Annotated in this window: 27 protein-coding genes and 1 tRNA gene; 27 read left to right on the top strand and 1 reads right to left on the bottom strand. The window is 55.3% G+C overall.

Annotated elements, in window-relative coordinates:
* Positions 1-2: 2 nt before the first annotated feature.
* The 17 genes from purD (at position 3) to VMN77_08900 (ending at position 15,103) form a co-directional block, all read left to right on the top strand.
* Positions 3-1,382, top strand: a complete 1,380-nt coding sequence (gene purD / locus VMN77_08980; GenBank protein ID HTN43912.1) for a phosphoribosylamine--glycine ligase — start codon at positions 3-5, stop codon at positions 1,380-1,382.
* On the top strand, positions 1,366-2,337 hold the full coding sequence (locus VMN77_08975) for a glycosyltransferase family 2 protein (GenBank protein ID HTN43911.1): 972 nt from the start codon (positions 1,366-1,368) through the stop codon (positions 2,335-2,337). Before purD ends, VMN77_08975 begins: the two co-directional genes overlap by 17 nt.
* On the top strand, positions 2,330-2,959 hold the full coding sequence (locus VMN77_08970) for a phosphatase PAP2 family protein (protein HTN43910.1): 630 nt from the start codon (positions 2,330-2,332) through the stop codon (positions 2,957-2,959). The genes VMN77_08975 and VMN77_08970 overlap by 8 nt, the downstream gene beginning before the upstream one ends.
* Positions 2,956-4,617 carry a glycosyltransferase family 39 protein gene (locus tag VMN77_08965; GenBank protein ID HTN43909.1) on the top strand — a complete coding sequence of 554 codons (1,662 nt, stop codon included), beginning with the start codon at positions 2,956-2,958 and terminating at the stop codon, positions 4,615-4,617. The genes VMN77_08970 and VMN77_08965 overlap by 4 nt, the downstream gene beginning before the upstream one ends.
* Positions 4,595-5,548: a lysylphosphatidylglycerol synthase transmembrane domain-containing protein gene (locus VMN77_08960; protein HTN43908.1), complete on the top strand. Its 954-nt coding sequence runs from the start codon at positions 4,595-4,597 to the stop codon at positions 5,546-5,548. Before VMN77_08965 ends, VMN77_08960 begins: the two co-directional genes overlap by 23 nt.
* Before the next feature lie 81 nt (positions 5,549-5,629).
* The gene (gene purE, locus VMN77_08955; GenBank protein HTN43907.1) at positions 5,630-6,139 is read left to right on the top strand and encodes a 5-(carboxyamino)imidazole ribonucleotide mutase; all 510 of its coding nucleotides are present in this window, start codon (positions 5,630-5,632) and stop codon (positions 6,137-6,139) included.
* Positions 6,093-6,788: an L-threonylcarbamoyladenylate synthase gene (locus VMN77_08950; protein ID HTN43906.1), complete on the top strand. Its 696-nt coding sequence runs from the start codon at positions 6,093-6,095 to the stop codon at positions 6,786-6,788. The genes purE and VMN77_08950 overlap by 47 nt, the downstream gene beginning before the upstream one ends.
* Entirely contained in the window at positions 6,782-8,254 is a 1,473-nt protein-coding gene (locus VMN77_08945) for an ATP-binding protein (GenBank protein HTN43905.1), read from the top strand. Before VMN77_08950 ends, VMN77_08945 begins: the two co-directional genes overlap by 7 nt.
* Positions 8,251-9,663, top strand: coding sequence for a sigma-54 dependent transcriptional regulator (locus tag VMN77_08940; GenBank protein HTN43904.1), 1,413 nt, complete (start codon positions 8,251-8,253; stop codon positions 9,661-9,663). Before VMN77_08945 ends, VMN77_08940 begins: the two co-directional genes overlap by 4 nt.
* Before the next feature lie 215 nt (positions 9,664-9,878).
* A complete protein-coding gene (locus VMN77_08935) occupies positions 9,879-10,181 on the top strand; it encodes a hypothetical protein (protein ID HTN43903.1) in 303 nt (100 codons plus the stop codon).
* 129 nt (positions 10,182-10,310) lie between these two features.
* Positions 10,311-10,607, top strand: a complete 297-nt coding sequence (locus VMN77_08930) for a hypothetical protein (GenBank protein HTN43902.1) — start codon at positions 10,311-10,313, stop codon at positions 10,605-10,607.
* Between the two features lie 288 nt (positions 10,608-10,895).
* Entirely contained in the window at positions 10,896-11,927 is a 1,032-nt protein-coding gene (gene purM, locus VMN77_08925; protein ID HTN43901.1) for a phosphoribosylformylglycinamidine cyclo-ligase, read from the top strand.
* Positions 11,920-12,591: a phosphoribosylglycinamide formyltransferase gene (purN, locus tag VMN77_08920; protein HTN43900.1), complete on the top strand. Its 672-nt coding sequence runs from the start codon at positions 11,920-11,922 to the stop codon at positions 12,589-12,591. The genes purM and purN overlap by 8 nt, the downstream gene beginning before the upstream one ends.
* A 45-nt stretch (positions 12,592-12,636) precedes the next feature.
* A complete protein-coding gene (locus VMN77_08915; GenBank protein ID HTN43899.1) occupies positions 12,637-13,125 on the top strand; it encodes a hypothetical protein in 489 nt (162 codons plus the stop codon).
* Entirely contained in the window at positions 13,122-13,373 is a 252-nt protein-coding gene (locus tag VMN77_08910) for a hypothetical protein (GenBank protein ID HTN43898.1), read from the top strand. Before VMN77_08915 ends, VMN77_08910 begins: the two co-directional genes overlap by 4 nt.
* Before the next feature lie 24 nt (positions 13,374-13,397).
* Positions 13,398-13,473, top strand: a tRNA-Ala gene (locus VMN77_08905).
* A 262-nt stretch (positions 13,474-13,735) separates the two neighbouring features.
* Positions 13,736-15,103 carry an FAD-dependent oxidoreductase gene (locus tag VMN77_08900; protein HTN43897.1) on the top strand — a complete coding sequence of 456 codons (1,368 nt, stop codon included), beginning with the start codon at positions 13,736-13,738 and terminating at the stop codon, positions 15,101-15,103.
* A 17-nt stretch (positions 15,104-15,120) separates the two neighbouring features.
* Here the strand turns inward: VMN77_08900 and VMN77_08895 are convergent, their stop codons facing one another.
* The gene (locus tag VMN77_08895) at positions 15,121-15,978 is read right to left on the bottom strand and encodes an NAD(+)/NADH kinase (protein ID HTN43896.1); all 858 of its coding nucleotides are present in this window, start codon (positions 15,976-15,978) and stop codon (positions 15,121-15,123) included.
* 251 nt (positions 15,979-16,229) lie between these two features.
* Between VMN77_08895 and VMN77_08890 the strand changes: the two genes are divergently transcribed.
* The 10 genes from VMN77_08890 to VMN77_08845 all read left to right on the top strand — a co-directional run bounded on the left by VMN77_08890 (position 16,230) and on the right by VMN77_08845 (position 25,302).
* Positions 16,230-16,607, top strand: coding sequence for a CBS domain-containing protein (locus VMN77_08890; protein ID HTN43895.1), 378 nt, complete (start codon positions 16,230-16,232; stop codon positions 16,605-16,607).
* Positions 16,608-16,610: 3 nt separating this feature from the next.
* A complete protein-coding gene (locus VMN77_08885; protein ID HTN43894.1) occupies positions 16,611-17,114 on the top strand; it encodes a hypothetical protein in 504 nt (167 codons plus the stop codon).
* Between the two features lie 343 nt (positions 17,115-17,457).
* Positions 17,458-17,928, top strand: a complete 471-nt coding sequence (locus VMN77_08880; GenBank protein ID HTN43893.1) for a cytochrome c — start codon at positions 17,458-17,460, stop codon at positions 17,926-17,928.
* Positions 17,925-19,433, top strand: coding sequence for a cytochrome ubiquinol oxidase subunit I (locus tag VMN77_08875; protein HTN43892.1), 1,509 nt, complete (start codon positions 17,925-17,927; stop codon positions 19,431-19,433). The genes VMN77_08880 and VMN77_08875 overlap by 4 nt, the downstream gene beginning before the upstream one ends.
* A gap of 12 nt (positions 19,434-19,445) precedes the next feature.
* Positions 19,446-20,330, top strand: a complete 885-nt coding sequence (locus VMN77_08870; protein HTN43891.1) for a cytochrome c — start codon at positions 19,446-19,448, stop codon at positions 20,328-20,330.
* Positions 20,331-20,346: 16 nt separating this feature from the next.
* Positions 20,347-21,276: a ubiquinol-cytochrome c reductase iron-sulfur subunit gene (locus VMN77_08865; GenBank protein ID HTN43890.1), complete on the top strand. Its 930-nt coding sequence runs from the start codon at positions 20,347-20,349 to the stop codon at positions 21,274-21,276.
* Positions 21,277-21,293: 17 nt separating this feature from the next.
* Positions 21,294-22,370 (top strand): cytochrome b N-terminal domain-containing protein, encoded by a 1,077-nt coding sequence (locus tag VMN77_08860; GenBank protein ID HTN43889.1) that lies wholly within the window; start codon positions 21,294-21,296, stop codon positions 22,368-22,370.
* A 16-nt stretch (positions 22,371-22,386) separates the two neighbouring features.
* Positions 22,387-22,755 (top strand): hypothetical protein, encoded by a 369-nt coding sequence (locus VMN77_08855; protein ID HTN43888.1) that lies wholly within the window; start codon positions 22,387-22,389, stop codon positions 22,753-22,755.
* Between the two features lie 7 nt (positions 22,756-22,762).
* Positions 22,763-24,517 carry a cytochrome ubiquinol oxidase subunit I gene (locus tag VMN77_08850; protein HTN43887.1) on the top strand — a complete coding sequence of 585 codons (1,755 nt, stop codon included), beginning with the start codon at positions 22,763-22,765 and terminating at the stop codon, positions 24,515-24,517.
* A 29-nt stretch (positions 24,518-24,546) separates the two neighbouring features.
* Entirely contained in the window at positions 24,547-25,302 is a 756-nt protein-coding gene (locus VMN77_08845; protein ID HTN43886.1) for a c-type cytochrome, read from the top strand.
* Positions 25,303-25,338: the final 36 nt, after the last annotated feature.

Here is a 25,338-nt window from a genome sequence, read left to right as displayed (position 1 = left end):
GGTTGCCCGTCCAGAGGGCCAGCACGGGGGCCTGCCCCTACAACGGTACGCCCAAAATTTCATCCATGAAAATCCTCGTCATTGGAAGCGGCGGTCGGGAGCATGCCCTGGTCTGGAAGTTGGCCCAGAGCCCCAGGGTGGAAATGCTCTATTGCGCACCCGGCAATCCCGGGATTGGCCGTCACGCCCGTTGTGTCCCCCTCCCCGCAGAAGACTTGAACGGCCTCCTGGATTTTGCAATAAGCCAGGCGATTGATTTAACCGTCGTGGGTCCGGAGGGACCCTTGACGATGGGGATCGCGGACTGTTTTCGCCAAGCCGGACTCCGGATCGTCGGGCCGTCCAAGTCCGCGGCGGAGATCGAATCCAGCAAGGCCTTCTCTAAATCGTTCATGGAACGCCATCGGATTCCCACCGCTCATGCCCGGGTTTTTCGCGAACCGGAACCGGCGATGCAGTATGCCAAAGATCACAGGGGTCCTATCGTGGTTAAGGTGGACGGGCTGGCGTCCGGCAAAGGGGTCATCATGGCGCAGGATGAGACCGAGGCGATTCAGGCGATCGACCTGATCATGCGGCGGAAAACATTCGGTGAAGCCGGAAATCAGATTTTGTTGGAGGAGCGCTTGGAAGGCGAAGAGGCCTCTTTCCTGGTCTTCACCGATGGAAAGTCGATCGTCCCGATGGTAACGTCGCAGGATCATAAACGCATTTTTGATCACGATCAGGGTCCCAACACGGGCGGCATGGGCGCCTATTCACCCGCGCCCGTTCTTTCGGAAGCTCTGCAGGAACAAGTCCTTCGGGAAATCGTCCGACCCACTATCGACGGGTTGGCCAAAGAGGGACGGCCGTTTCAAGGGATACTGTATGCGGGTCTGATGCTGACCCAAAACGGCCCGAAGGTTTTGGAGTACAACGCTCGTTTCGGAGATCCCGAGACCCAAGTGATCTTAACCCGACTTGAAAGCGATCTGGTGGAAATTTTTGAGGCCTTGACGGTCGGAGCCTTGGATCGCATCCGCGCCCGTTGGAGTCCGAAGGTTTCGGTCTGCGTCGTTCTCACTGCAAAAGGATATCCGGCGACCTATGAATCCGGTCGACCGATCCGGGGGATCGAACAGGCCGAGGCCAAGAACGGTGTGGTGGTATTCCATGCCGGCACGGTACTTCGTGATGGAAACTTGGTGACGGCCGGAGGACGCGTCTTGGGTGTAACGGCCAGCGGGCGCGATTTTCATCAAGCCCGGGAGCTCGCCTACGAGGCGATCAGCCGGATCCGGTTTGAAGGCATGCATTGCCGGATGGACATCGGTCTCAAGGCTACCCGGGATCTCGAAGGGCTCAAGGCGACAGGAGGCCGACATGACCATTCCGGATAGACCCCTCCTGAGCGTGGTGGTTCCGGTTTACAATGAAGAGGCGGTTCTTCAGGAATTCTACAAGCGGCTTCACGCGGTCCTTACAGAACTGCGCGGTTTATCGGGCACGGAGATCATTTTTGTGGATGATGGAAGCCAAGACGGCACCGCAAAGATTCTGTCGGAACTGATGCAGGGGGATAAATCCGTCAAGGTGCTGCAGTTCTCCAGAAATTTCGGTCACGAGATCGCCTTGACGGCGGGATTGGATCACGCGAAGGGGGATGCGGTTGTGGTGATCGACGCGGATCTTCAGGATCCGCCCGAGACGATCCCTCGGTTGCTGGACAAATGGCGCGACGGATATGAGGTGGTTTATGGCGTTCGCGAAAGTCGAGAAACGGACACCTGGTTTAAGCGGACCACGGCCCGTCTGTTTTACGCCCTCATGCAAAAGATCGGGAATCTTGATCTTCCGGTCGATGCCGGCGACTTCCGTCTGCTGGACCGAAAAGTCGTGGACGTGTTTCGGTCGCTTGGGGAACGTCACCGCTTTGTCCGCGGGCTGACGCTCTGGGTAGGCTTTCGCCAGACGGGGGTTCTTTTTCCACGAAGTAAACGGTTTGCCGGAAGCACAAAATACCCCTTCGGCAAGATGCTCAAGCTGGCCTGGGATGGGGTGACCTCTTTTTCGTTTGCTCCATTGCGCGTGGCGATCTATCTCGGGCTGATCGTGTCGGTCGTGAGTTTTCTTTTCGGGCTGTTTGTGATTTTCGGGCGTCTTTTCTTCAATCAGACCGAGCTCCTGGGATTTCCCATTCACGGGTGGGGCTCACTCATGGTGGCGGTCCTTTTCTTGGCCGGTGTCCAGCTGATTGTTCTGGGAATGATGGGGGAGTATCTGGGACGAACTTACGAAGAAGTCAAACGCCGTCCGCTTTATATTCTGCGAGAGAAGATGGGGTTTGATGATTAATCCGATCTCGGATTGTGCCGATCGTTTGCAGATGACCCGAAAGGGTTTGACCTGGACGCTCATCCTTATAGGGCTTTTTCCGTTAATCATTCTTGAAGACGGCCTGATCTACCGTGTCTTTAAAGGTCTGCGGGATCCCGTCTTGCTCAGGTTCATGCATTTCCTGACCGGGCTGGGAGTCGGGTGGGTCCAGGCGCTTATTGCGGCCGTTCTCCTCGGAATCGGCTCCCTGCGAGAAAACCTTAAATTGAAGAAGGCCGCCGTGTCGAGCCTGATTGCCCTGGCGGTTTCCGGTCTTGCGGTTCAGACGATCAAGCACCTGATCGGACGGCCACGGCCCAGACTGGCGGATCAGGGGATCGTCGATTGGGGTCCTTCTTTTCAAAGCGGCCATGACTCTCTTCCATCCGGACACGCCCTGTCATCCTTTGCCATGGCGGCGGTTCTGTCCGCCTTCTACCCGGCCGGCCAATGGGCCTGGTATTCTCTCGCTGTCCTCGTGGCCTTTACACGGATTTATATCGGCGCCCATTTCGCCTCGGACGTCTTCGTCGGGGCCGTTTTGGGCGTGTTGATCGGGATGTGGGCTTCGCGGCTTAAGTTGGAGTACTTTAAATCATGACCCGAAACACCGGTTTCTGGCCGGCGCTGATGCTGGGAGGGTTTCTTTTCTTCTATCAGCTCGGGGCCGTGCCGCTGTTTGATTTGGACGAGGCGATTTACGCCGAAACCACCCGGGAAATGGTTGAGACCGGTAATTGGATCACTCCGCAGGTTAATTACTCGCCCTTTTACGAAAAGCCCATTCTGCTGTACTGGTTCATGGGAGCGGCCTTCAAGATTTTCGGGCCGTCCGAATTTGCGGCTCGATTGACATCCGCGGTCTTCGGTCTCGCGCTGCTGGTCGTGACCTATGGTTTGACCCGGCGGGTCGCGAGCCCCAGAGCCGGATTGTTGGCGATGCTCATCCTGGCCAGTAATCTTGAGATGGTAGCGCTATCCCATGCCGCCTTGACCGATATGCTTTTGGTTTTTTTTATCACGGTCTCGCTGGCCAGTTACTACCTGCTCTACAAAACAGAGCGCGCCCTCTGGGCCGTCGGGATTTATCTGGGCGCCGCCCTGGCGGTTTTGACCAAAGGTCCGGTCGGCCTTGTTCTGCCGGGAATGACGATTTTTCTTTTCATCCTCACCGTTGGCCCCCGATGGAAACTGATTCTTGATCTTCGACCGGGATGGGGTATTTTGATCTTCGGCGCCATCGCCCTGCCGTGGTATGCGGCGATGTTTCGCCTTCACGGCGAGGCTTTTTGGAAATCTTTTTTCCTGCACCATAATATCGAGCGGTTCACGTCCGTTCTCGGAGGCCATGCCGGGGCCCCGTTCTATTATCTGGGAATCCTGGCGATTGGTTTTTTCCCATGGGTGGCGTTCCTTCCCGCTTCCGTTGTTTCCATGTTCCCCGGCAAGGACTTATCGGAGCGATGGAAAAATCTCCGGCTCTTTCCGGCGAACCATCCGTTGGAGTGGTTTCTTCTGCTATGGGTCGCGGTCGTCTTCCTTTTCTTTACCTTGGCCGGCACCAAACTTCCCAGCTATATCGCACCCGCCGTTCCGGCTTTGGCCATTTGGGTGGCCCGTTATATGGACCGGAGAATGGATGCGGCACCGTCAACGGTCCGGGTGGAAGACCGACTTACGATGGGCTTTACGGTCGGCCTGACTCTGATTACGGCCGTCCTGATTTTGTCTATTCCCCAAGGGATCGAATGGGCACGGGTAAAATTCGGAGCCTTGGCGCCCTTCCTGGCCCAGCCGATTGAGTTGAACGGGGTGTTGATGGTCATGGCCGGGGTTCCCTTGATCGGGGTGATGACCTACTATGCGCTGCTGCGCCTCGGGAGGCAGTGGGCGGGTTTTATGGTGTTGGTTCTCATGATGGGAGTCTTTGTATTTGTCTTGCTGTTCGACTTCATTCCATCCGTCAGTTCCTATATTCAAGTGCCGTTGCGAAACCTGACTCAAGAAACGCGCGGGTGGATTCGTCCCGAGGAACCTCTGGTGGTCTTCGGGCTGAAAAAACCCAGCATATTGTTTTATGCCCGCAGAGGGGCGGTCATCTTTAAGTCAAAGCAGGAGGAAGACCTGCGCCGATTTTTATCGGCTCATGGCCGTGCGGTGGTGTTGAGCCAAATCCATTTGGTCCCGGTCTTGGATACCATGCCTCAGCTGATCATCCGCTCGGAGCAGGGAGGCTATGTCCTGGCCACCAATTTCTAAAATCGCGATTTCCATTCCGCCATCGCCCGGGCCTCGCCGATGGCTGACGACCTCTCTGAAAGCGATCGTCAGTCTGGGCTTACTCGGCTTTCTGTTTTCAAAAATCGATCTCCCTTCGGTGGGGCACGTGCTGCAGAATCTTCATGTCGGCTATTTTGTGCTGGCCTGGGTCAGCTTTTTCGGGCTGCAGTTTGTCGGAATCCTTCGTTGGCAGGTTATGGCGCGGGTTCAGGGTTATCGGCAATCCTTCGGTCGCCTGGCCGCTTTTTACTTTGTCGGCTTATTTTTCAACCTCTTTCTTCCAACTTCGATCGGGGGTGACCTCGGAAAATGCTACTATTTAGCCGGGGGTCGCAGCGACATCCTGCGCGCGATGACGACTATCCTGGCCGATCGGATCAGCGGGATGACCGCCCTTCTGTGCATCACCTCCTTTGCCCTATCGCTGGCCGGCTCGGTGACGGTCCCGGTCTGGATGACCGCCTTCATACTGGGTGCGACGGCCTTGCTGATACTGGGTCTTTTTATCCCATTTGCATTTCCAGGTTTTTTGAGGAGGTATGAATTGCCCTATCGCTACTGGGAAAATCCTCGGTTCATGGCGGCATCGCTTGCGGCCTCATTTTTTATCCAACTGTCCGTCGTTATCATCAGCATGATCATCGGTCTGGCGGTGAACGTCTCCGTCCCATGGGAATATTATTTTGTTTTCATCCCCCTGGTAACCGTGGCCGGTATGGTTCCGATCAGCTTGAACGGCTTGGGTGTTCGAGAGGGCGCATACGTATATTTTTTGACCCAGGCGGGGGTTGCGAACCCTCAGGCCTTGGCTTTTGCCGTTCTCTGGTTGATCCTGAATACCTCGCTTAATGTCCTTGGCGGCCTCGGGTGGGTGTTTATCTCCCATCCTGTCCATGCGGTCAAGACTTGACCCACAGACCATGGAAGGTTATATTACGTAAATCAAGGCAGGGGGTCCCCTGTTCAAACGGGAGTTCAAGGAGGCAATCGATTGCGAAAACCATTGGTCAGCATCGTCATGGGCAGTGAATCGGATTTGACCGTGATGGAACAGGCGGCGGAGGTGCTGGGTAATTTCGGTGTGGCCCATGAACTGGCCATTACTTCGGCCCACCGCTCTCCGGATTGGACCCGGAGATATATTTCCGAGGCGGAGAAAAAGGGCGTGGAGATCTTTATCGCGGGCGCAGGCGGGGCGGCCCATTTAGCCGGTACCGTGGCGGCCCATACGACACGGCCCGTTATCGGTGTTCCGATCGATTCGTCCTCCTTGAACGGTCTGGACGCTCTTCTCTCGACAGCGCAAATGCCGGGAGGGGTTCCGGTCGCAACAATGGCTATCGGGAAGGCCGGGGCGAAGAATGCGGGCATCCTGGCCGTTCAAATATTGGGGGTGGGCGATAAGGAATTAGCACGAAAAATTAAAAACTATAAAGATAAACTTGAGGAAGAAGTTGAAGCCAAAGCAAGACGGATTCAAAGGGCGGGTCGTCAAAATTGATCCAGTGCACCCTGATTCCGACCCCTCTCTGGACGCGGTCGGACAGGCCGTCCATTGGATCCGTTCGGGTGGAATGATCGCTTTTCCGACCGAGACCTACTACGGTTTGGGGGTGGACCCGTTCAATTCAGCCGCGGTTGAGCGGCTTTTTGTCGTCAAAGGGCGGGAGGCAGGAAAGCCGATCCTAATCGTCGTCGACGACATCAAAAAGGCTGAAGGGATCATCGTGGCCGTTTCCCCGGAGGCCTGGAATCTCATCCGAAAGTTCTGGCCGGGGCCTTTGACGCTCTTATTGGCCGCTTCCCCGCGACTGCCCTCCGCGCTGACGGGGGGGACCGGAAAAATCGGCATCCGGATTCCGTCCCATCCGGTGGCCTTGCAGCTTCTGCGGGCCGCCGCTCAACCCATCACGGCCACAAGCGCCAACCCTTCGGGCCACCCCGAGGCCACTACGGCTTCGAAGGTCCATGAAACGCTGGGCACGCATCTCGATCTCATTGTCGATGGGGGGGAGACAAGTGGCGGAAACAGTTCCACGATTGTCGATGCCACGTTTCACCCCCCCCGCCTAATCCGCGAAGGGAGGATTCCCTTCCGGGAGGTCCTCGGGTGTCTCGGATTAAGTCTCACGGAGGATCATGAATGGTAAGATCCGCATTGAGAACTATCTCCAATCGCTTGGAGCATCTCCGGCTCAATACCAAGCTTCTCCTCATGATGCTCTCGCTTTTGTTGTTATCCTTGATGGCCTCCTTGGCCTTCTACTGGCTGACCGAGCAAGCGGTCGTCAGAGAAATCATGGCCGACACGGAGGACCTGACGACGGCGATCCAGATCAGCGTCGAACAGCTGACGACGCACGGGGCCACGGACGAGGCCCGTTTGAGAGATTACGTCAAGCGGCTCAATAAGAAAGGGGTAAAGGAAATTTCCATTCTGAGCAACGAAAATCAAGTCATCGCCAGTTCAAATCCTCATCGGAAAGAGCGATCTCCGGATCCCAAGCATCGCGATCTGATCATTACAGAACGGATCGGAGAGGACGCCGGAACGAAAAAAGACCAGAAGCCCTATAACATTTTGGTCCCGATCGTTGTCGGTGGGGAGCAGTTGGGTTATGTCCATATCATCATGATCATGGATGATTTTAACCGCCTGATCCGGCGAAGCTTCTATACACGTCTGGCCGTGCATATCGCGATATTCTCGATGGGGATCTTCCTCTCGTTCTATCTGGCGTGGCGATACACCCGTCCCATCAAACAGGTTGTGGAAGCGGCCAAAAACGTTGCGGCCGGCGATTTGAGCACTCCGTTGGTCGTACAGGGGGGCGGAGAGGAGATCGGCGAGCTGACCCGAAGCTTCAATGAAATGGTGGAAAAGCTCCGGCTGCAGAAATCCCTCGAAGGCCGCCTGCGCCATGCGGAACATCTCTCGGCCGTCGGCCAATTGGCTTCCGGGATCGCCCATGAAATCCGCAATCCCTTGAATCTGATCAACCTCTCCATCGATCATTTGCGCGTCCAGTTGGATCGGGCTCGTTTTATTGATAAGGAAGAAATCGACAAACTGGTCGTCAACATCAAGACCGAAATTCATCGGCTGAACCGAATGATCGAAAATTTTCTTGATTTTGGGAAACCGATTCGCCTGCAGATGCAATCGGCCGATTTGGCCGCCATTTTGTCCGATGTCCTCCAATTGGCCCTCCCCAAGGGAGCGGATCAAGGGGTTCAATTTGAGACTCGGGGCATTCGCGATCTTCCGCGGGTGTTGGTCGATGTGGAACAGATCAAAAACTGTTTTGTGAACATCACGGTCAATGCGCTTCAGGCCATGAGCCAGGGGGGGGTGTTGCGGATTCATGCACAAATGGACGACGAGAACAGCCGAGTCCTGGTGCATTTTGAAGATACCGGCTGCGGCATCGAAGCGGACCACCTTCAAAAGATCTTCGAACCCTATTTTACGACCAAGAAACTCGGCATCGGACTGGGACTGGCGTTGACAAAACGGGTTTTGGAAGAGCATGGCGGAACCATTTGGGTCGCCAGCGTGAAGGGGATGGGAACGACCGTCACCATATCCCTTCCCATGGAAGGAGTACATGCGTGAAGCCGGGCAATATCCTTGTGATTGATGATGAGCGGTCCCAGCGTGAAATTATGGGGCTCATTCTCCGGTCTGAAAAATATGAAGTGGATCTTGCCTCGACCGCAAAGGAGGCGGTGGGTAAATTCCAAAACGGGGAATATGATGTGGTCCTGACGGATCTGAAGCTGCCGGATACGGAGGGCTTAGGGATCGTTCAAAAGATTTTTCAGTTGAACCCGTCCGCGTCCGTAATCATCATGACGGCCCACGGTTCGATTGATTCGGCGGTCGAGGCGATGAAGCTGGGGGCATTGGATTACATCACCAAACCGCTGGAGCGGGAAGAACTGCTGATCGCGGTAAAACGGGCCTTTGAAAAGATCTCTCTCATAAAAGAAAACAGCCGGCTCCGACAACAACTTCAAGAAAAATTTCATATAAATAACATAATAGGAAATCATCCCCGGATGCAGGAAGTTTTTGATGTGGTTAAGAAAATATCGAACAGCACCGCGACCGTCCTGATCAACGGGGAGTCCGGTACGGGAAAGGAACTCTTGGCCCGTGCCATTCATTTCAATAGCGCGAGGAAGAATAAACCCTTTCAGGCGATTAATTGCGCCGCCATTCCCGATACGCTGATCGAAAGCGAATTGTTCGGTTACGAAAAGGGTGCATTTACGGGGGCGGCGGGCCGACGAATCGGGCTATTCGAGGCGGCCGATGGCGGAACCCTTTTTCTGGACGAGGTAGGCGATCTCAGTCTTCATCTTCAGGGCAAGTTGCTTCGCACGCTTCAGGAACGACAGATCCGGCGGATCGGAGGATCCGAAGAGACGGCCATCGACGTCCGTGTCATTGCGGCCACCAACAAGCGCCTGGATCAGGAGATCAAGAAGGATCTGTTCCGTGAAGACCTCTATTACCGGTTGAATGTCATTTCGATTCAAATTCCTCCGTTGCGTGAGCGCAGCACGGATATCCCGGAGTTGGTACAGCATTTCATCCGGATCTACAGCCAAAAAACGGAAAGGCCGGTCCAAGGCGTAAGTCGTGAGGCCATGCGAAAGCTGCTCGAGTATTCGTGGCCTGGAAATGTTCGTCAATTGGAGTCCTCCATTGAACGGGCGGTTCTTTTTTGCGGCCAGGAGGTGATCGACGTCGCCGATCTTCCTCCGGAAATCTGCCGGCTGCCGTCCCCGATGACGGGACTCGGACTGCAGTTGCCCGCTGAAGGTATCTCCCTGGATGAGCTTGAGCGTGAATTGATTTTTAAGGCCATGGAGCAATCCGACTGGATTATCATGAAAGCGGCTAAACTACTGGGGCTGACCTATAAAACCTTGCAATACCGTTTGGAAAAGCACGGAATTAAAAAACCCGGAATCCTTGCCGCAAATGAGGCAGACAAGACCTCAGAAAAGGTGTAGCGGTATGGAGTATTTTAATTAATGTTTCGCAGCTTTGACACAATATCCTAAAATTAAAAGAAATATTCAATATGGGAATTTTTAATAAATGGCATAAAAAATGCTTTATTATGTCCGATGGCTCATGACCGTTTTGCTCTCTGAATCAAGCGACGGCGCATGCCCGGAGAACCATACGAACGAGAAAATTAGTAAACAGAGAGGAGGTGAATGACATGCGGAAAATGATCCTGTCAGCGGTAATTTTTTCTTTCTTGTTTCTGCCTGTTTTGTCCGGCTGTGAATCAAAGCAGTTGAAAGATGAAAATGCCAAGCTGAAGCAGCAGGTGGACACGATGACGAAAGACAAGGCGGGGATGCAGGCCCAGATGGGTCAAACGATGGCTCAAATGGACGAGATGAAGAAAAAGAATGCCGACCTTGAGAAGGAGAATGGAGACCTTAAGGCCAAGGTAGCGGAACTTCAGAAGAAGTCGCCGAAATCCTCCGCCAAAACGGCTCCTAAGAAAAAGAAATAGGTCAGGCTCGGTGACGCAAGCGAGACTTTCGGCTAAATCTACTTGACGAAAGTTGCCGCATGGTTGAATGATGATATGGGTTGTTCAGAGTTCGGACTTAATTGTAGTGCGGAGAGGGGGTGAAACATTATGAAGCGAATGTTACTGGGTTTGGTTGTAGGGGTTGTGGTCCTGTCTTTTGTCAGCATGAGTTGGGCCGGAATGGTTACGGGCGAGCTGACGAAAATCGACGGCTCTTTTTATGTCGTCAAGGACAAGGAGGGGAAGGAGCACCGAATCCATTTTGATAATTCGACTCAGAAGACCGGAGATATCAAGGCCGGGGCTAATGTCGAAGTGGACGATGCCAATGGACATGCAAAATCCATCAAGGCCATGGAAATGAAGATGGACATGAAGATGGACATGAAGATGGAGAAGAAGTAGTCTATACTTTCTAAAATGAGGCACGGTACCGAAAGGGACCGTGCCTCTTTCTTTATAAGGACCTGTTTGTGGATTTTTGAACAAAAAAAGTCTCGCCGTGCTTTAGTTTATTCCCTAAAAATGACAACCGGAGGGTCATGCCCCCGCCGGGAGGCGACATTTCCGGACATGGACAGGAGGGGGGTAATTTTTTAGATTGGCTCGTTTTTAGTGCCCCGGGGAGGTTGATCTTTTTCGGCTTTTCTTGTATTATTATTAGAATCTATTTTTAGGGGCCCAGCCATATCCATGCCGCGTCTTACCTATAAGAGGGCCGGGGTTGACATCGAGGCCGGTGACGAGTTTGTCCGGTCGATTAAGCCGTTGGTTCGTTCCACGTTCCGTCCGGAAGTTCTGACCGATATTGGCGGATTCGGCGGATTGTTCGGACTGGAGGCTAAAAAGTATAAAGACCCCGTGCTGGTTTCCGGGACCGACGGGGTCGGAACGAAACTCAGGATCGCCATTGAAATGAACCGGCACAATACGGTCGGAATCGATCTGGTGGCCATGTCCGTCAACGATGTGGTCGTAACGGGCGCCGAGCCGCTTTTCTTTCTGGACTACCTCGCGACCGGCAAACTGCAGCCCCAGACCGGAGTGGAGATCATCCGCGGAATCGTCAATGGCTGTCGACAGGCCGGATGCGCCTTGCTGGGCGGAGAGACGGCCGAGATGCCTTCATTTTATCCGGAGGGAGTCTATGACCTTGCCGGGTTTGCGGTGGGCGTGATCGAAAAAGGCCAGGTGATTGATGGCAGCCGCATTAAAGCGGGGGATGTCTTGATCGGCCTCGCCTCGAGCGGTCTGCATAGCAACGGGTTTTCTCTGGCGCGTAAGATTTCGTTTGAGGTGGCGGGTCATAAGCTCACGGATCGGATCCCCGGATGGACCCAGCGTCTGGGCGACGAGCTTCTCACCCCAACCAAAATTTATGTCAAATCTGTCCTGCAATTGGTTCGCGATGTGGATGTCAAGGGATTGGCCCACATCACCGGAGGGGGACTCACCGGAAATATTCCGCGCATTCTTCCAGAAGGGTGTCAGGCCCGGATCAAACGGGGGAGCTGGCCCGTCCCGGCCGTATTTGGATGGCTCGAAAAGCAGGGCGGGATCGTCACCGATGAAATGTATCGGGTCTTCAACATGGGGATCGGAATGGTGGCCGTCATCGGACCCGAGCAGGCCGATCAGGCCATGGAGAGGCTCAAGAGTTTGGGTGAGCCGGCATTTTTAATCGGAAAGGTCATCCACGGGGAGAAAAAAGTCTCCTATGAATAAATCCAAGCTTCGGTTGGGGATTCTCGTTTCTGGCCGCGGCTCAAACCTTCAGGCGATCATTGACGCCGCCTCGTCCGTCAAGATCGATGCTGGCGTGGAGGTGGTCATCAGCGATAAATCGCAGGCACCGGCCCTCGACCACGCCCGCCGGAGCCGGGTTCCGGCCTTTTTTCTGAATCCCAAAGATTATTCGAGCCGTGAAAAGTATGATGAAGCCCTCGTTGATCTACTGCGCAAGCACCAGGTTGATTTGGTAATCCTGGCCGGTTACATGCGTTTGATTACATCTCAATTGATCGAACCCTTTAAGAATCGGATTATCAACATTCATCCCAGCCTTTTGCCGGCTTTTTCCGGGCTTCACGCCCACCGACAAGCGTTGGAATGGGGTGCCCGGGTTTCGGGATGCACCGTTCATTTCGTGGATGAATCGATGGATCAGGGTCCGATCATCATTCAAGCGGCGGTGCCGGTCTACGATGGAGACACCGAAGAAACCCTGGCGGCACGAATCCTGGAGGAAGAGCATCGGATTCTTCCGCAGGCCATACAGTATATTGCGGAACAGAGGTTGGAGGTCTCGGGTCGGCGGGTGATCGTAAAGTCGGCCCCGAAAATGACCGGGGCGAAGATCCTATCGCCCATGATCGAGATCGGTCTCTAAAAGTCGGTATAAAGCGTATTCGCTGATACGGGAGGATTATCGGCCATGTTGCTTAATGACACTTTTTTACTGGGTTGCGCTTATCTCAAAGAAGCGAATTATCCGGAAGCGCTGTCCTACTTTCGCCGATTGTTGGCGGCCTATGAAGAGGATTCGTCTTCCGCGGTGCCGCCGGAATTGCTCTCCTATTTTGGTCTTGCCTTGGCCCTGGGAGAAAACCGGATCAAGGAAGCCGTAACCTACTGCACCACGGCGATCAAAAAAGAATTCTACCGTTCGGAGTTTTATATCAACCTTTCACGGGTTTATTTGTCGGCGAATCGCCGCTCCAGCGCGGTCGATGTGTTGTACAAGGGCCTGAAGATCGACAACCAGGATCCCGGAATTCTGGCGGAGCTTCGAAGGCTGGGCATCCGCCGAAAGCCGGTTCTGGGTTTCCTGACGCGAAGCCATGTGCTCAATAAGTACCTGGGTATGATCACCTCGCGCCTCCGCCCCAAGGATAAAGAGATCCGGAATCCCGTACTGTCGTGACCGAATATTTGGACGACCTGCTCGAGGAAGAGTTCAAGCTCAAGCGGCTGCGACGCATCGTCGATCGGACGGCCGCGGACCTGCGATGGAGAACAACGACGCGCGCGGAGGCCCACCATCGTATTGTCGAAGCCCGGCGCGATGTGTTATTATTGTTTCCAGAGGGCGGAGAGCTGTTCGATCGGATTTATCGGCCCCGCTTTGAACGAATTTTTAAAGATCGGACCGTACCGGTCGTTGGTCCGTAATCGCACATGGCTTGAAACCTGCGTGGGGCTGTAGCTCAGTTGGGAGAGCGTCTGGTTCGCAATCAGAAGGTCGCCGGTTCAATCCCGGCCAGCTCCACCATGAATTACCTAATGCCCGTGTCATTTCACCCGCCGTATTTGACGACCATAAAATTATCCCTCCTCATCAACTCCCCCTGATTTATTCCAGAGTTATGATCGCCCAAAAGGCAAAACATAGTTTTTGACAAACCCTGAATTGGTATGCTAAAATGGCTTCGATTTTGTCGTGCCATAAACCATACAGTTCCGGAAGCGGGTTCGGGATAAGCTCCGTAAAAGCGAATACAAAGCGATCAAGCGAACAATAATACGGCGATAAAATGGCATCCAAAAATCACTCCTCGCACCTCATCATCGTCATCGGGGCCGGTCCGGCCGGGCTGGCGGTCGTCAATAACATGTCCAGGGCGGGCCACCGGGTTGTGGTTTTAAACCGCGACATCAAATTCGGCGGATTGGCCGAATACGGCATTTTCCCGACCAAACACCGGCTCCGCGGCGGGCTCAAAAAGGGATATTGGGAAATTCTGAATCGGGAAAATGTGGATTATTTCGGCCAGGTGGCGGTCGGTAAGAACAAGGACATCATGGTTTCGGATCTCCATGAAATCGGGGCCAGCGCCCTGGTCTTTGCCACCGGCGCACAGGGGACAAAAACGATCGGCGTGGAAGGGGATGACGCGATCGGTGTCTACCACGCCAAGGACGTCGTCTACCATTATAATTTGTTGCCGGGTTTCAGCCAGAAGCCGTTCGATATGGGCCAGCGGGTGGCCGTGATCGGGATCGGCGATGTGATGGTCGACATCGCCCATTGGCTGATTCGTTATAAAAAGGTCAAAGAGGTCACGGCCATTGCGCGGCGGGGCCCCGCGGAACGCAAATACAATCCGAAAGAGATTCGCGCGGTCTGCGATAATATCGATCAAGAGGATCTAAGCCGGGAGTTCTCCCGCATCCGTCAACGACTGGAGGCGGTGGGTCAGAACCCCGACCAATTGCTGTCCGGTATGTTGGAAGAAATGACGAAATGCGAGCCGGCCGGGAGCGACACGGAGCTTCGTTTCCGATTTCTCTCCTCTCCCCGCCGGGTTTTGACGGATTCCAAAAATCGGGTTCGGGGACTGGAACTGGAAGACACGAAGCTGGAGCCGAAGGGTGAGGATTTTTCCGCGGTCGGGTTGAAGACCACCCGTGAATTTGCCTGCGACAGCGTCGTCTTCGCGGTGGGAGACCGTGTGGACGAAACGCTCGGCCTTCCGTTTAAGAACGGCACCTTTCTGACCAACCCCAATCCAACCCGGAACGAGCCGGACGAGTCCCTGTTTCAGGCTTACGACGACCAGACCGGCCGGGTCCTCGAAGGCGTTTTTCTGACCGGATGGGCCCGGAAGGCCAGCGAAGGTCTGGTCGGGGTGGCCAAACGGGACGGGGATTGGTGCAGCGGGGTTCTGGACCGTTATCTCGCCTCCCGAGACCCGTTGGAGCCCGCGGTGATCGAGGAACGAACCAAAAAGTTGACACGCTTAATCGAAAAACGACAGCCGGACGCGGTTCGTAAAGAAGATCTTTGCTTGCTCATGGAAATGGAGGAAGAGGAAGGAAAGCGGAGAGGAATCATCGAAGGGTTTAAATTTCCGACCAACCAGCAGATGCTGTCGGCCATCCATCGCAAGAGGATGTCGTAAGGCGTCCCCCTTGTCTTTTACCCTTCACCCCATTTCAGCTTTCGACGAAGGACCTCGTAATAGTTCCGTTGGGGCGATCGAATTAATTTGATTTTACTCTCGGCCGTTCCGATCTCGACCACATCTTCGTGCCTCAGCGAGAATCCGACCTGACCGTCAAACGTAACCGCCGTTCCTTCCTCCCGAGTTTTCAGAACCACTTCCACATGGATATCGTTCGGTATCACGATCGGGCGGTTGGTCAGGGTATGCGGGCTGATGGGGGTGATCACCATGGCCTCGACCGAGGGATAGATAATCGGTCCTCCGGCCGAGAGCGAGTAGGCCGTTGATCCGGTGGGCGTGGCCAGGATCAGCCCGTCTCCCCGCAAGGCGGTGACGAACTGACTGTTGATGAAGATCTCCAGTTTGATCATCCGGGCCAAGGTCCCCTTGCTGATGACGACGTCGTTTAAAACCAGGGACTGGGCCACCCGTTCGCCTTGACGGTGAACATCGGCCTTCAGCATCAGGCGATCGTCCGTGACGTATTCGTTCTTGAAGATCTTGCCCAGCGTGCTGAACAATTCTTCAACCGTGACCTCCGTCAGAAAGCCCAATCCTCCGAGGTTCACCCCCAGGATTGGAACATCGGTCCCCTCGACCAGACGGGCGACGCTTAAGAGTGTTCCATCGCCGCCCAGAACGATCACCATTTCGACCAGGGAGGGAACCTTCGATTTCTGGTGAGGAGAGGCCACGCCGGCGATCGAGCCGGTGTCGGTGTCCAAAATCACCTCTTTTCCCTGCTGGGTCAGCCAGGGGAGAAGGTCATCCAGGATTTTCTTTACGGCATGCGTATTCTGGGGTTTGGCAATGATCCCGATTTTTTTCAAATCGATTCCCCGCAAGGTCCTGTAACCATCGGTGCAACAAGCATTTTAAATTATTTTAAACACCTTCCCCCGCTTTGTCAATGTAAGCCCCGGGACCACGAAAAATGACCGTAAAAAATATTTGACAAGTCCCATATTTTATGTTAACAATACGACCCTCAAGTTTGTAGATTACGCCTTCCACGGTATTTCTTCCGAGAAGGACCGCTTCCGAAAAGAGGCGTATCGCATTTATGGTCAGGGTTAAGGACATGATGGCCAAGAGTGTGTTCACCATCTCAAAAAAAACCAAGATCAAAGAGACAGCGGATTTAATGAAAAAGAACGGCGTGGGCAGCCTTCTGGTCAAGGAGTCGGATGAGATCTTGGGGATCATTACCGAAACGGACATCGTTCACAAGGTTGTGGCTCAGGGGTTAAGTCCGCAGATCACCACCGTGGACGCGGTGATGAGTTTTCCCCTCATGAGCATCGAGGCGGACGCCGAACTCGAGGTAGCCGGGCGGCAGATGGTCGAGAACGGGATTCGTCATCTGGCCGTGACTCAGGACGGAAAGGTGGTCGGGATGATCTCGATGCGCGATCTGCTGAGGCCGTTTTACAGCCGCGAGGAAGCGCCGGGATCTTGAGGGATGTTCGGAGGTTTGTTCCGTCGATGGAATGGGGGATGGAGGGCATGGCCGATCTTGTTCATCGTCTCGTCCTCCTCGGCCTTTGCCACGCATGAGGTCGACCACCGTTTTACGGTTTACGGTGCGGTTTACGATGATCGGGGCCGTCCCGTAGCGGATACCAAGGTCATCGTGGTCGACCCCCGCTTGGATGAAGGAATGACGGTCTTCACCGATCGGAACGGCGGGTTTGAAGCGCTGTTGCATCTCCACAATGCCGACCTGGGCGATGAGATTATCGTGACCGCCCTGGAACAGCGGAAAACAATCCGGGCCGCGTTCGACCCGAACGATAAAGTCACCGTTCGGAAGGGCCGTATCGATTTTGGGGCGCCGGGAGGCGGCCTTCCCGGATTTTCGGGAAACGGGATGTCGGTGCTGGCCGGAGCGGTCCTGGCCGCGGGCGTGACCATCGTCTTTGTTTTTTGGAGGCGGTCCCGACGGCGAAAGACTCCCGCACCGTAGGAGTTTCGAAAGTAAGGAGTAGAAGCGCATCGGGCTTTGCCTGCGCACGCTCGGAGGGGGTGGGCGCGTGAAGATTTTTTCCTCACGGCGAAGCCCTCCGATTTGAAAGGACGGTTGGGTCTCAAGTTGAGGGCGCGGAGGAACGAGCGATATTTGATTTTGATACGTACCATGACGCTTTCTCCCATGAGTGATGCGGGTGGAGGCGTTTTTTTATGAGTCGTGACAACAAGGCTGTACGAAGATCTTCCCGGCGGGTTCAGTCGAGTCGCTCGGAAGGGTGGGCTACGGAGAGGGGCGCTGCGAGCCCTTGCAATCGAAAAGAAAGGAGCGAAAGTTGAATATGAAAAGATGGTCATCGATATTGGGCGGAATCGGTATCATAGCGTTCATGACGGCGTGCAGCGGGGGCGGGGAGAATCCTCTCGAATTCCCTCCGGTTCCGGCGGAATACGCCAATAAGCATATGCCGGAGGGATGGTGGGTGGATCCGAAAATCGTCGATGAAGGGAAAAAAATATTCATGGGCGAGGCGAATATCGACGTCAACTGCTCCAGCTGTCACGGAAAAGACGGGAAGCCGGTTAAACGAGGCGCCCGCGACTTCCGTCAGGCCGAGAATATGAAATATTTTTCGGATAGTTTCTGGTTCTGGAGAATTTCGGAAGGAGTGCCGAACACCAAGATGAAGGCCTGGAAGGAAAAGCTTTCGGAAGAGGACCGCTGGAAGGTCATGGCCTTCGAAAACACCTTTTCACACGGAGGCCAACCCGCCGTTCACGAATACACGCCGCCAGCCGGAGCACCTAAATGAAACGCCGGCGCTTGACCCTCCTTGCGATTCTCCTCGGTCTGATCGGCCTGGGTCTGATGGCCGGAGCGGGCCATGCTCAGGTGCCGGAACCGGAGGGCTATTCGATCCCGGGGATCGAGAACCGGGGGCTGGTCTGGATTGCGGCGCAGATGCACATCCTTTTCGCGGCCTTTATTCTCGGGGCTCCGATCTTCGTCGTGATCTCGGAATGGATCGGGATGCGTAAAAACGATCCCCGATACGACCGGCTGGCCAAGGAAGTGACCAAGGTCACCACGATCCTGTACAGCATGACGGCGTTGACGGGGGGGCTGTTCATTCTGTTTCTGATCGGTCTTTATCCCAACCTGACCAGTTTTCTGGTGAGCCATTTCTTCCCCATCTTTGCGATCATCTATCCGCTCCTGTTCATCGCCGAGACCTTGGTGCTCTACCTTTACTGGTATACCTGGGACAAACTCATGGGGCCGAAAAAAGGCCGTCACGTTGCGATCGGGGTGCTGCTGAACATCATCGGACTGACCACCCTCGTCGTGATCAACGCCCCGACTTCGTTCATGAACACACCGCCCCATCCCATCGAGACCGCCACCCTCTGGGATTCGGTCTACAACTACAGCTGGATGCCGTTAAATCTTCACCGGACGATCGGGAACGTGACCTTCGGCGGATTCATCACCGGATTGATCGCGGCCTACATGTACATGTTTGCCAAGACGCCGGAGGAGAAGGCTTATTATGACTGGATGGGCTTTGTGGGGAATTTGATCGGCGTGGGGGCCCTTCTTCTTCTCCCGCTGGCAGGTTATATTCTCGCGGCCGAATTCTTCGAGTTCGACGCCTCGATCGGGCCGTACATGATGGCCGACCAGCTCTCGATGTATTTCGAGATGCAGGGGGCCATGGTCGGACTGATCTTCACGGCCAGCAATCTGTACATTTGGCAATCGATGAAGCGCATCTCGGGCATCGAAACGATGAAGTTCCTCGGAATCCCCAACTCCGTCATGGTGAAATCCGGCTTTGCGATCATCCTGCTCGGGAACGCCATCTGGATGACCCCGCACGGCTTCTCCGCGACCCAGGCGACCGCGACTGACGCGCTGGAGCTGCCCTCGGATTGGGGATTCCTGGCGCTGATGCCCGCGAAGAGCACGGCCGCGGCCCTGATCGTGGCGATAACGATCATCAACTACATCATCTACAACCGGGCCATCAAGCGCGGCACGATTCAGTGGGGCAAGATCGACTTCGCCTCCCAGTTCGTTTTGATCTTCCTGGCCTTTTCGGCGATCTGGACGATGGGCCTGATGGGCGCCGTGCGTTCCCTGGTGCGAAAATATTTCCATGTCTACATTCTGTTTCCGGATTACTCCCCCGAGTCCTACACGCCCACGCTCGCTCACGCCAGCGTGATGATCACGGCGATGACCATCGCTTTCTTCGCGATCGTCAGTCTCGCGATCTGGCTCAGTCTTCGGATGGGAAAAACCAAGGAATCGTGAGCGGATCCGGCGATGGAAATGAAACGGATGCATGAAGGAGAGGTTATGAAGGGCCAGAAGAGCTTCTTTGACATCGTTAAATGGAAGCTGATCGTCTGCACGGTGATCGGCTTGGCACTTTGGTTTGTGAGCGGTGCGCTGGCCTTTCCCACCGTCTTCCGCATCATGTTTGTTATGTATGCGGTCCTGGGTTTTGTCGTCTTCCTTCTTCTGGATCTCCCGCCGATGCCGGACCTCTCGGGCGGCAAGGCCCTCATCGCGATCCTCGCCTTCTATGTCATATGTTCGGCGATCTATGTCGGGGCCGGGACACAACTGCCCCAGTTCGATCCCGAGTGGGAGAAGGGCAAGATCGCCATGATCATCGAGGCCAAAAAGCGGTCCCATCCGGATATCAGACCCCAGGAAGTTCTCAAGCAGACCGAAGCCCTGTCGGCCAAAACCAATGATCTCATGGAGCGTTTGGCCAAGCTGGAGGAGTCCATGACCGGCCAGAGCACTGCGGGCGAAGGGCCCACGGCTGAAGAGTTGGCCAAAAAGAGGGCGGCGAGTTCGGGCGCTCCTCCGTCGGATCCGGTCGCCTATGGAAAAGAGGTTTACGAACTCTATGAATGTTATAACTGTCACAAGATCGGCGGTAGGGGCAGCGTCAAAAAGCGCGGGCCGATGCTCGACAACATCGGGAACCTGGCCACGATCGACCAGATCAAAAAGAAGGTTTACAATCCGAAATACATGATGGCGGACGGATTCGAGAAGGAGTACGAAAAGGGCCTCATGCCGAAAAATTACACGGAACTTATTTCGGAAGAAGAACTGACCGCGCTGGCGACCTACCTGTCCACGCTGAAAAATACGAGCGTCAACACCCCGAAGCCGATTGTCAAACAACCGTGAGGCCGTTCGATCTCCTATGACGATTAAGATCAAATCCAAGGTCCGGTGCAGCGATCGCGAAGTCGGCGAGGTGTCGCGGGTCATCATCGATCCCATCGCCAAGGTGATCAGCCACGTCGTCGTGCAGTCGGACGGCATGGAACGCGTCGTCCCGGTCGATGGCCACGCGGTGATCACGGACGGATTGGTCCAGTTAGAATTCCCATCCTCCAATATGGGTCAGTACCCGGCGCTGGAGCGGGGACTCTACCAACAAGTGAAGGAGGTCGAGATCGCCGGGCTTGAGCGGCACCTGGAGGTGTTTCCGGGAGAGGCGCTCGTGCCGGTACCGACGCTTGAACGGGATTTGACCCGCCGGGCTTTTTTCACGAAATTTACGAACGCCATCGGCGTCGTTCTGGCCCTGCCGCTGGTTTATCCCGTTCTCCGGTATCTCACCTTTCCGATGTTTCCGGGCTACAATAACGCCTGGCTCAAGATCGGCAATATTAGTCAGGTTACGGAAATCGACAAGCCCAAGCAGGTCAGGTTCAAGAAGACGGTCAAGGAAGGGTATCTTGAACGGACATTCGAGAAGGCGAACTGGGTGGTTCGAATGTCGGACGACGTGAGGAAAGAGATTTTTCACGGAAAGCCGATGGAGTACAAAGACGAGAGCGGAAAGGTTTACTGGGTGGATAACCCGGACCAACCGGTCGTCGTCTACTCCGGCAAGTGTCCCCATCTGGGCTGCGCCTACAAATGGAAGGAGAACCACAAGCGCTTCGGAAAAGTGTTTTGGTGCCCCTGCCATCTGAGCATCTATGACGTGGGCGGAAAGGTGCTGGACGGACCGGCCCCCCGGCGGCTGGATGTGCTCCCGATGCGTCTCACCGGAACGGGGGATATCGAGGTCATCGACGCCGAGTTCAAGGCCGGCAAGGATCACCAGATTCGCATCATCTGAATGGATTTTGAATCCCGATGTCGTTATTTCAAACCATCTACAACTGGATCGATGAGCGGATCGATCTGAAGCTGCTCCAGGCCAAGATGCTCAACGAGCCGATGCCGGGCGGTTCAAGCTATGCCTACGCCTTCGGCTCCGCCCTCCTTTTTATCTTTATCATGCAGGCGACGACGGGGATCTTTCTAATGTTCTATTATGCCCCGACGGCCGATCACGCCTGGCAAAGCACTCAGTATATATTGAAAGAGCTCGATTTCGGCTGGCTCATACTCAGCATTCATTTCTGGGGCTCCTCCGCCATGGTGGTGATGGTGGTCTGCCACATGCTCCAGGTTTTTATCTGGGGCGCGTTCAAGAAACCCCGCGAGATGGTCTGGATCGCCGGAATTTTCCTGTTTCTGATTGTCATGGGCTTCGGTTTCACGGGATACCTGTTGCCCTGGGATCAACGCGCCTTCTGGGCGACGACCGTCGGCGTTGAGATCATGGACAAGGCCCCCATCGTGGGCGATTTCATGGCCCGCTTCCTGCGGGGCGGCCCCTCGGCCGGCGCGCAGACCCTGAGCCGCTTTTTCGTCATCCATGTGATGATCCTTCCGGCGGCGCTGGTGATCATGTTTTCCCTGCATCTTTTCTTTTTCCGGAAGGCCGGACCGGCCGGCCCCTTCAAGGCCGTCAAGCCGGTGCTCGAGGCCAAGATGGAGTATTTCTTCCCGAGACAGGTTTACAAGGACATCGTCGTCATGGCGGGGGTCTTCCTGGTGATCGCCGGGCTGGCCATTTGGTCCCCGGTGGAGTTATTGGATCAGGCGTCGCCGGAGCCGACCGATTACAATCCGGAGCCGGAATGGTACTTCCTGTTTCTGTTCCAGCTGCTCCGGCTGAAGATATTTTCGGGACAGTTCGGGGAGTTTCTGGGGGCGATCGCCCTTCCGGGGCTCTTTATTCTGTTGCTGTTGTCGCTGCCCTTCATCAACCGGAATCCGGAGCGTCATCCGCTCAAGCGGCCCTTTGCGATGAGCGCGGTGGCTTTGTTGATGGTCGCGATCGTGGTCCTGACCTGGATGGCGATCGCCAGCCGGTCGCAATGACGGAGTGAACGGGACGATGAAGACCCCGAAGGATCAAGGGCTTTTTTTTACGCTTTTTTTTACGATCGCGCTCTCGTTTATTCTGATCGCCTGGCTCCTTCTTCCGGCCCATGTCAAAATCGGGGAGGAGGACGAAGGGGCCGGTACGGAGGAGGCCAAGCCCAAGCCGGTTTTCCGAGGGGAAAAAGCGATCCTGGAAGCCGACGCCGAACTGACGAAGGCCGATGAGATCCTGAGCCGCCTGGAAAAGGAACAGGCGGATAAACAGGAGAAGGAGAAAAAGGGCCAAGAAAAAGGGCCGGATAAAGATAAGAACCCAAAAGTCCTAAAAGAGGACAAGACCCCAAAGAAGTCCGATGCGAAAACGAGTACCACAAAAAAGTGAGGCCGTTATGATCTCTCGGGGAACGGGATCGGGGCCGCGTTCCGCGGCCGGTTTTTCAAGCGCCCTCTTCATGCTGTTGTTGGGGGTGGGAAGCTCGGCGTGGGCGCAGCAGACGTCCGGGAGTCCGGTCGAGTACCGGGACATCGCCTGGATCGGCAGCCGGAACATGGTCTGGATCGTGGCGCAGATTCATCTGCTGTTCGCGGGTTTCGTTTTGGGGGTCCCGATCTTTGCGCTGGTCTGCGAGTTCGTCGGGGTGCGGACCAAGGATGCGCGCTATGACCGCCTGGCCAAGGAGTTCACGAAACTTCTCACCTCCGCCTACGCCACCACGGCCCTGTTCGGCGGGATCTTGTTGTTCTGCCTCATCGGCTTCTATCCGAAACTCTGGAACTACATGACGAACATCTTTTTCCCGACCTTCCTGATCTACGGGCTGCTCTTTCTTTTGGAGACGCCCACGCTCTATCTATACTGGTACGGCTGGGAATCGATGCAAAACCGCAAGTGGCTTCATTTGTTCCTGGGCATTCTTCTGAACATCTTCGGCTTTTTCATCATGATCGTCTCCAACTCCTGGGCGACTTTCCAGGCCTCACCCGTCGTGTTGACCGAGTCGTTGGGTTACTGGGGAAAGGTCTGGGCGGCCGTGAACAATCCCACCTGGTGGCCGGTGAACATCCATCGATTGATCGCCAACGTCGTGCTGGGGGGGTTTATCTGCGGGGCCTATGCCGGCATCCGCTACCTTGGGTCCAAAACCCGGGAGGAGCGCGAGCATTACGACTGGATGGGTTACGTCGGAAATTTCATCGGGATCTTCGGGATGCTGCCGCTGCCGTTCGCCGGCTACTGGCTGATGCGCGAGATCTATCAGTACAACCAGCAGATGGGCATCACGTTGATGGGCGGCTTCCTTTCATGGTTGTTCATCCTTCAGGCGATGCTGATCGGCGTGCTGTTCCTCGGAGCGAACTATTATTTCTGGCTGGGAATCATCCATCGTTTGGAGGGAGGCGTCCAGTACCGGAAGCAGATCGTCACCATGCTAACCGTCCTGGTCCTTGCCCTCGGAGTTTGGATGACGCCGCACAGCCTCGTGGCGAGCCTTCAGGAGGCCCGGTTGATGGGCGGGACGCATCACCCGCTCCTGGGCGTTTTCGGGGTGATGTCGGCCAAGATGACCGTGGTCAACATCATCATCCTCGTCACCTTCATGAGCTTTCTCATTTATTGGCGGGCCGGAAAACAAGCGACGGTGACCTGGGCCAAGGGCGCGGTGATCGGGGTGAGCGTGATGTTTTTCCTGGCCGCCATCGCCGTAATCATTTTGGGAGTCTGGGGCTATTTTGTCCCGGCCATCATCCGGATCAATTATTTCTCGACATCGCAGGTCTTGATCGTGCTCGCGGTTCTTCTGACGGCCACGCCGCTGACCGGGGCGGTCTTGAAAAGCGCAAAAACGACGAAAGAGATGAAGTGGGGCGTCATGCCGGCCAAGGCCCAATACGCGCTGGTACTCAATGCGACGACGGTCGTATTGCTGATGACGCTGATGGGGTACGCGCGATCGTCTTCACGCCAGTACTGGCATATCTTCGGTGTGATGCGGGACACATCGCCGTACGCCTATTCCCCGGCGCTGGGATACGCGGCGGCCTTCATGTCGCTCAACACGTTCCTTTTCTTCCTTCTGGTGGCTTTTATCTTCGGCGTGGCCTCCATGGGGCCGAAGGAACATGCGGGTGCGCGATCCAAGTAGTCTTATCTTGATCAAGGGAGAGGGATCCCATGGGTCATTTCTTTAAAGTGATGCTCTTCGTTGCCGTCTATCTGGGCCTCTTTGCATACGTTGGACTTCAGATTCCGCAACAGGCCTCGTTGCCGCCCGAAGTGGAAAAGTTCGACCCCTCGCAGATCAAGACAAAGGAAGACCTGGCCCGGATCGGGCAGAAGATTTTCTTCGGAAAGGGACAATGCGCGCTGTGCCACTCCCTGAGCCCCAGCTCCACCGCCCGGTGCCCCAATCTCCAGGGGGTCGGGGGAAAGCTGACGCGCGACTTCATCTACGAAAGTGTGACGCAGCCCCAGGCCTATCTCTATATGGACTACACATTCAGCCCGCCGAAATTCTTCCCGGCCAAGATGCCGGTGATCAACAAACCGCCCATTGATTTGAACAACAACGAACTGCTCTCCGTGATCTCCTTTATTCAGAGCCAGGGGGGCGAGGTGACGGTCGATCCGTCGGAAATCGCCCAGCCCGAATCGGGCGCGACCCTGGGCAAGACGGGGGACCCGGCCCTCGGCCAAAAAGTGTTCGTCAAGATGGGCTGCACGAAATGCCACAAGGCGGAGGAATTACAGGCGAAGGCCGGAAAAAAGGACGAGGCCAGCATCCGCCAACTGATCCTCGATCCCTACGCCGGCGTTACCGCGAACCCGAAGCCGGTCCATCAGGGATTCGATCAGGAATTCACAATCAAGAACTTCAACGATGTGATGGCCTACGTCGCCGGCACCAAGCCGGAGGCGGGGGCCCACTAGCGCGGTCGGCCCGCTCACAGGAGGTATGACGAATCC

The sequence above is a fragment of the Nitrospiria bacterium genome (genome assembly GCA_035498035.1).
Classification (GTDB): domain Bacteria; phylum Nitrospirota; class Nitrospiria; order JACQBZ01; family JACQBZ01; genus JACQBZ01.
Note: the sequence above shows the minus strand (reverse complement) of the source record. Positions and strands in the feature narration are given on the sequence as shown.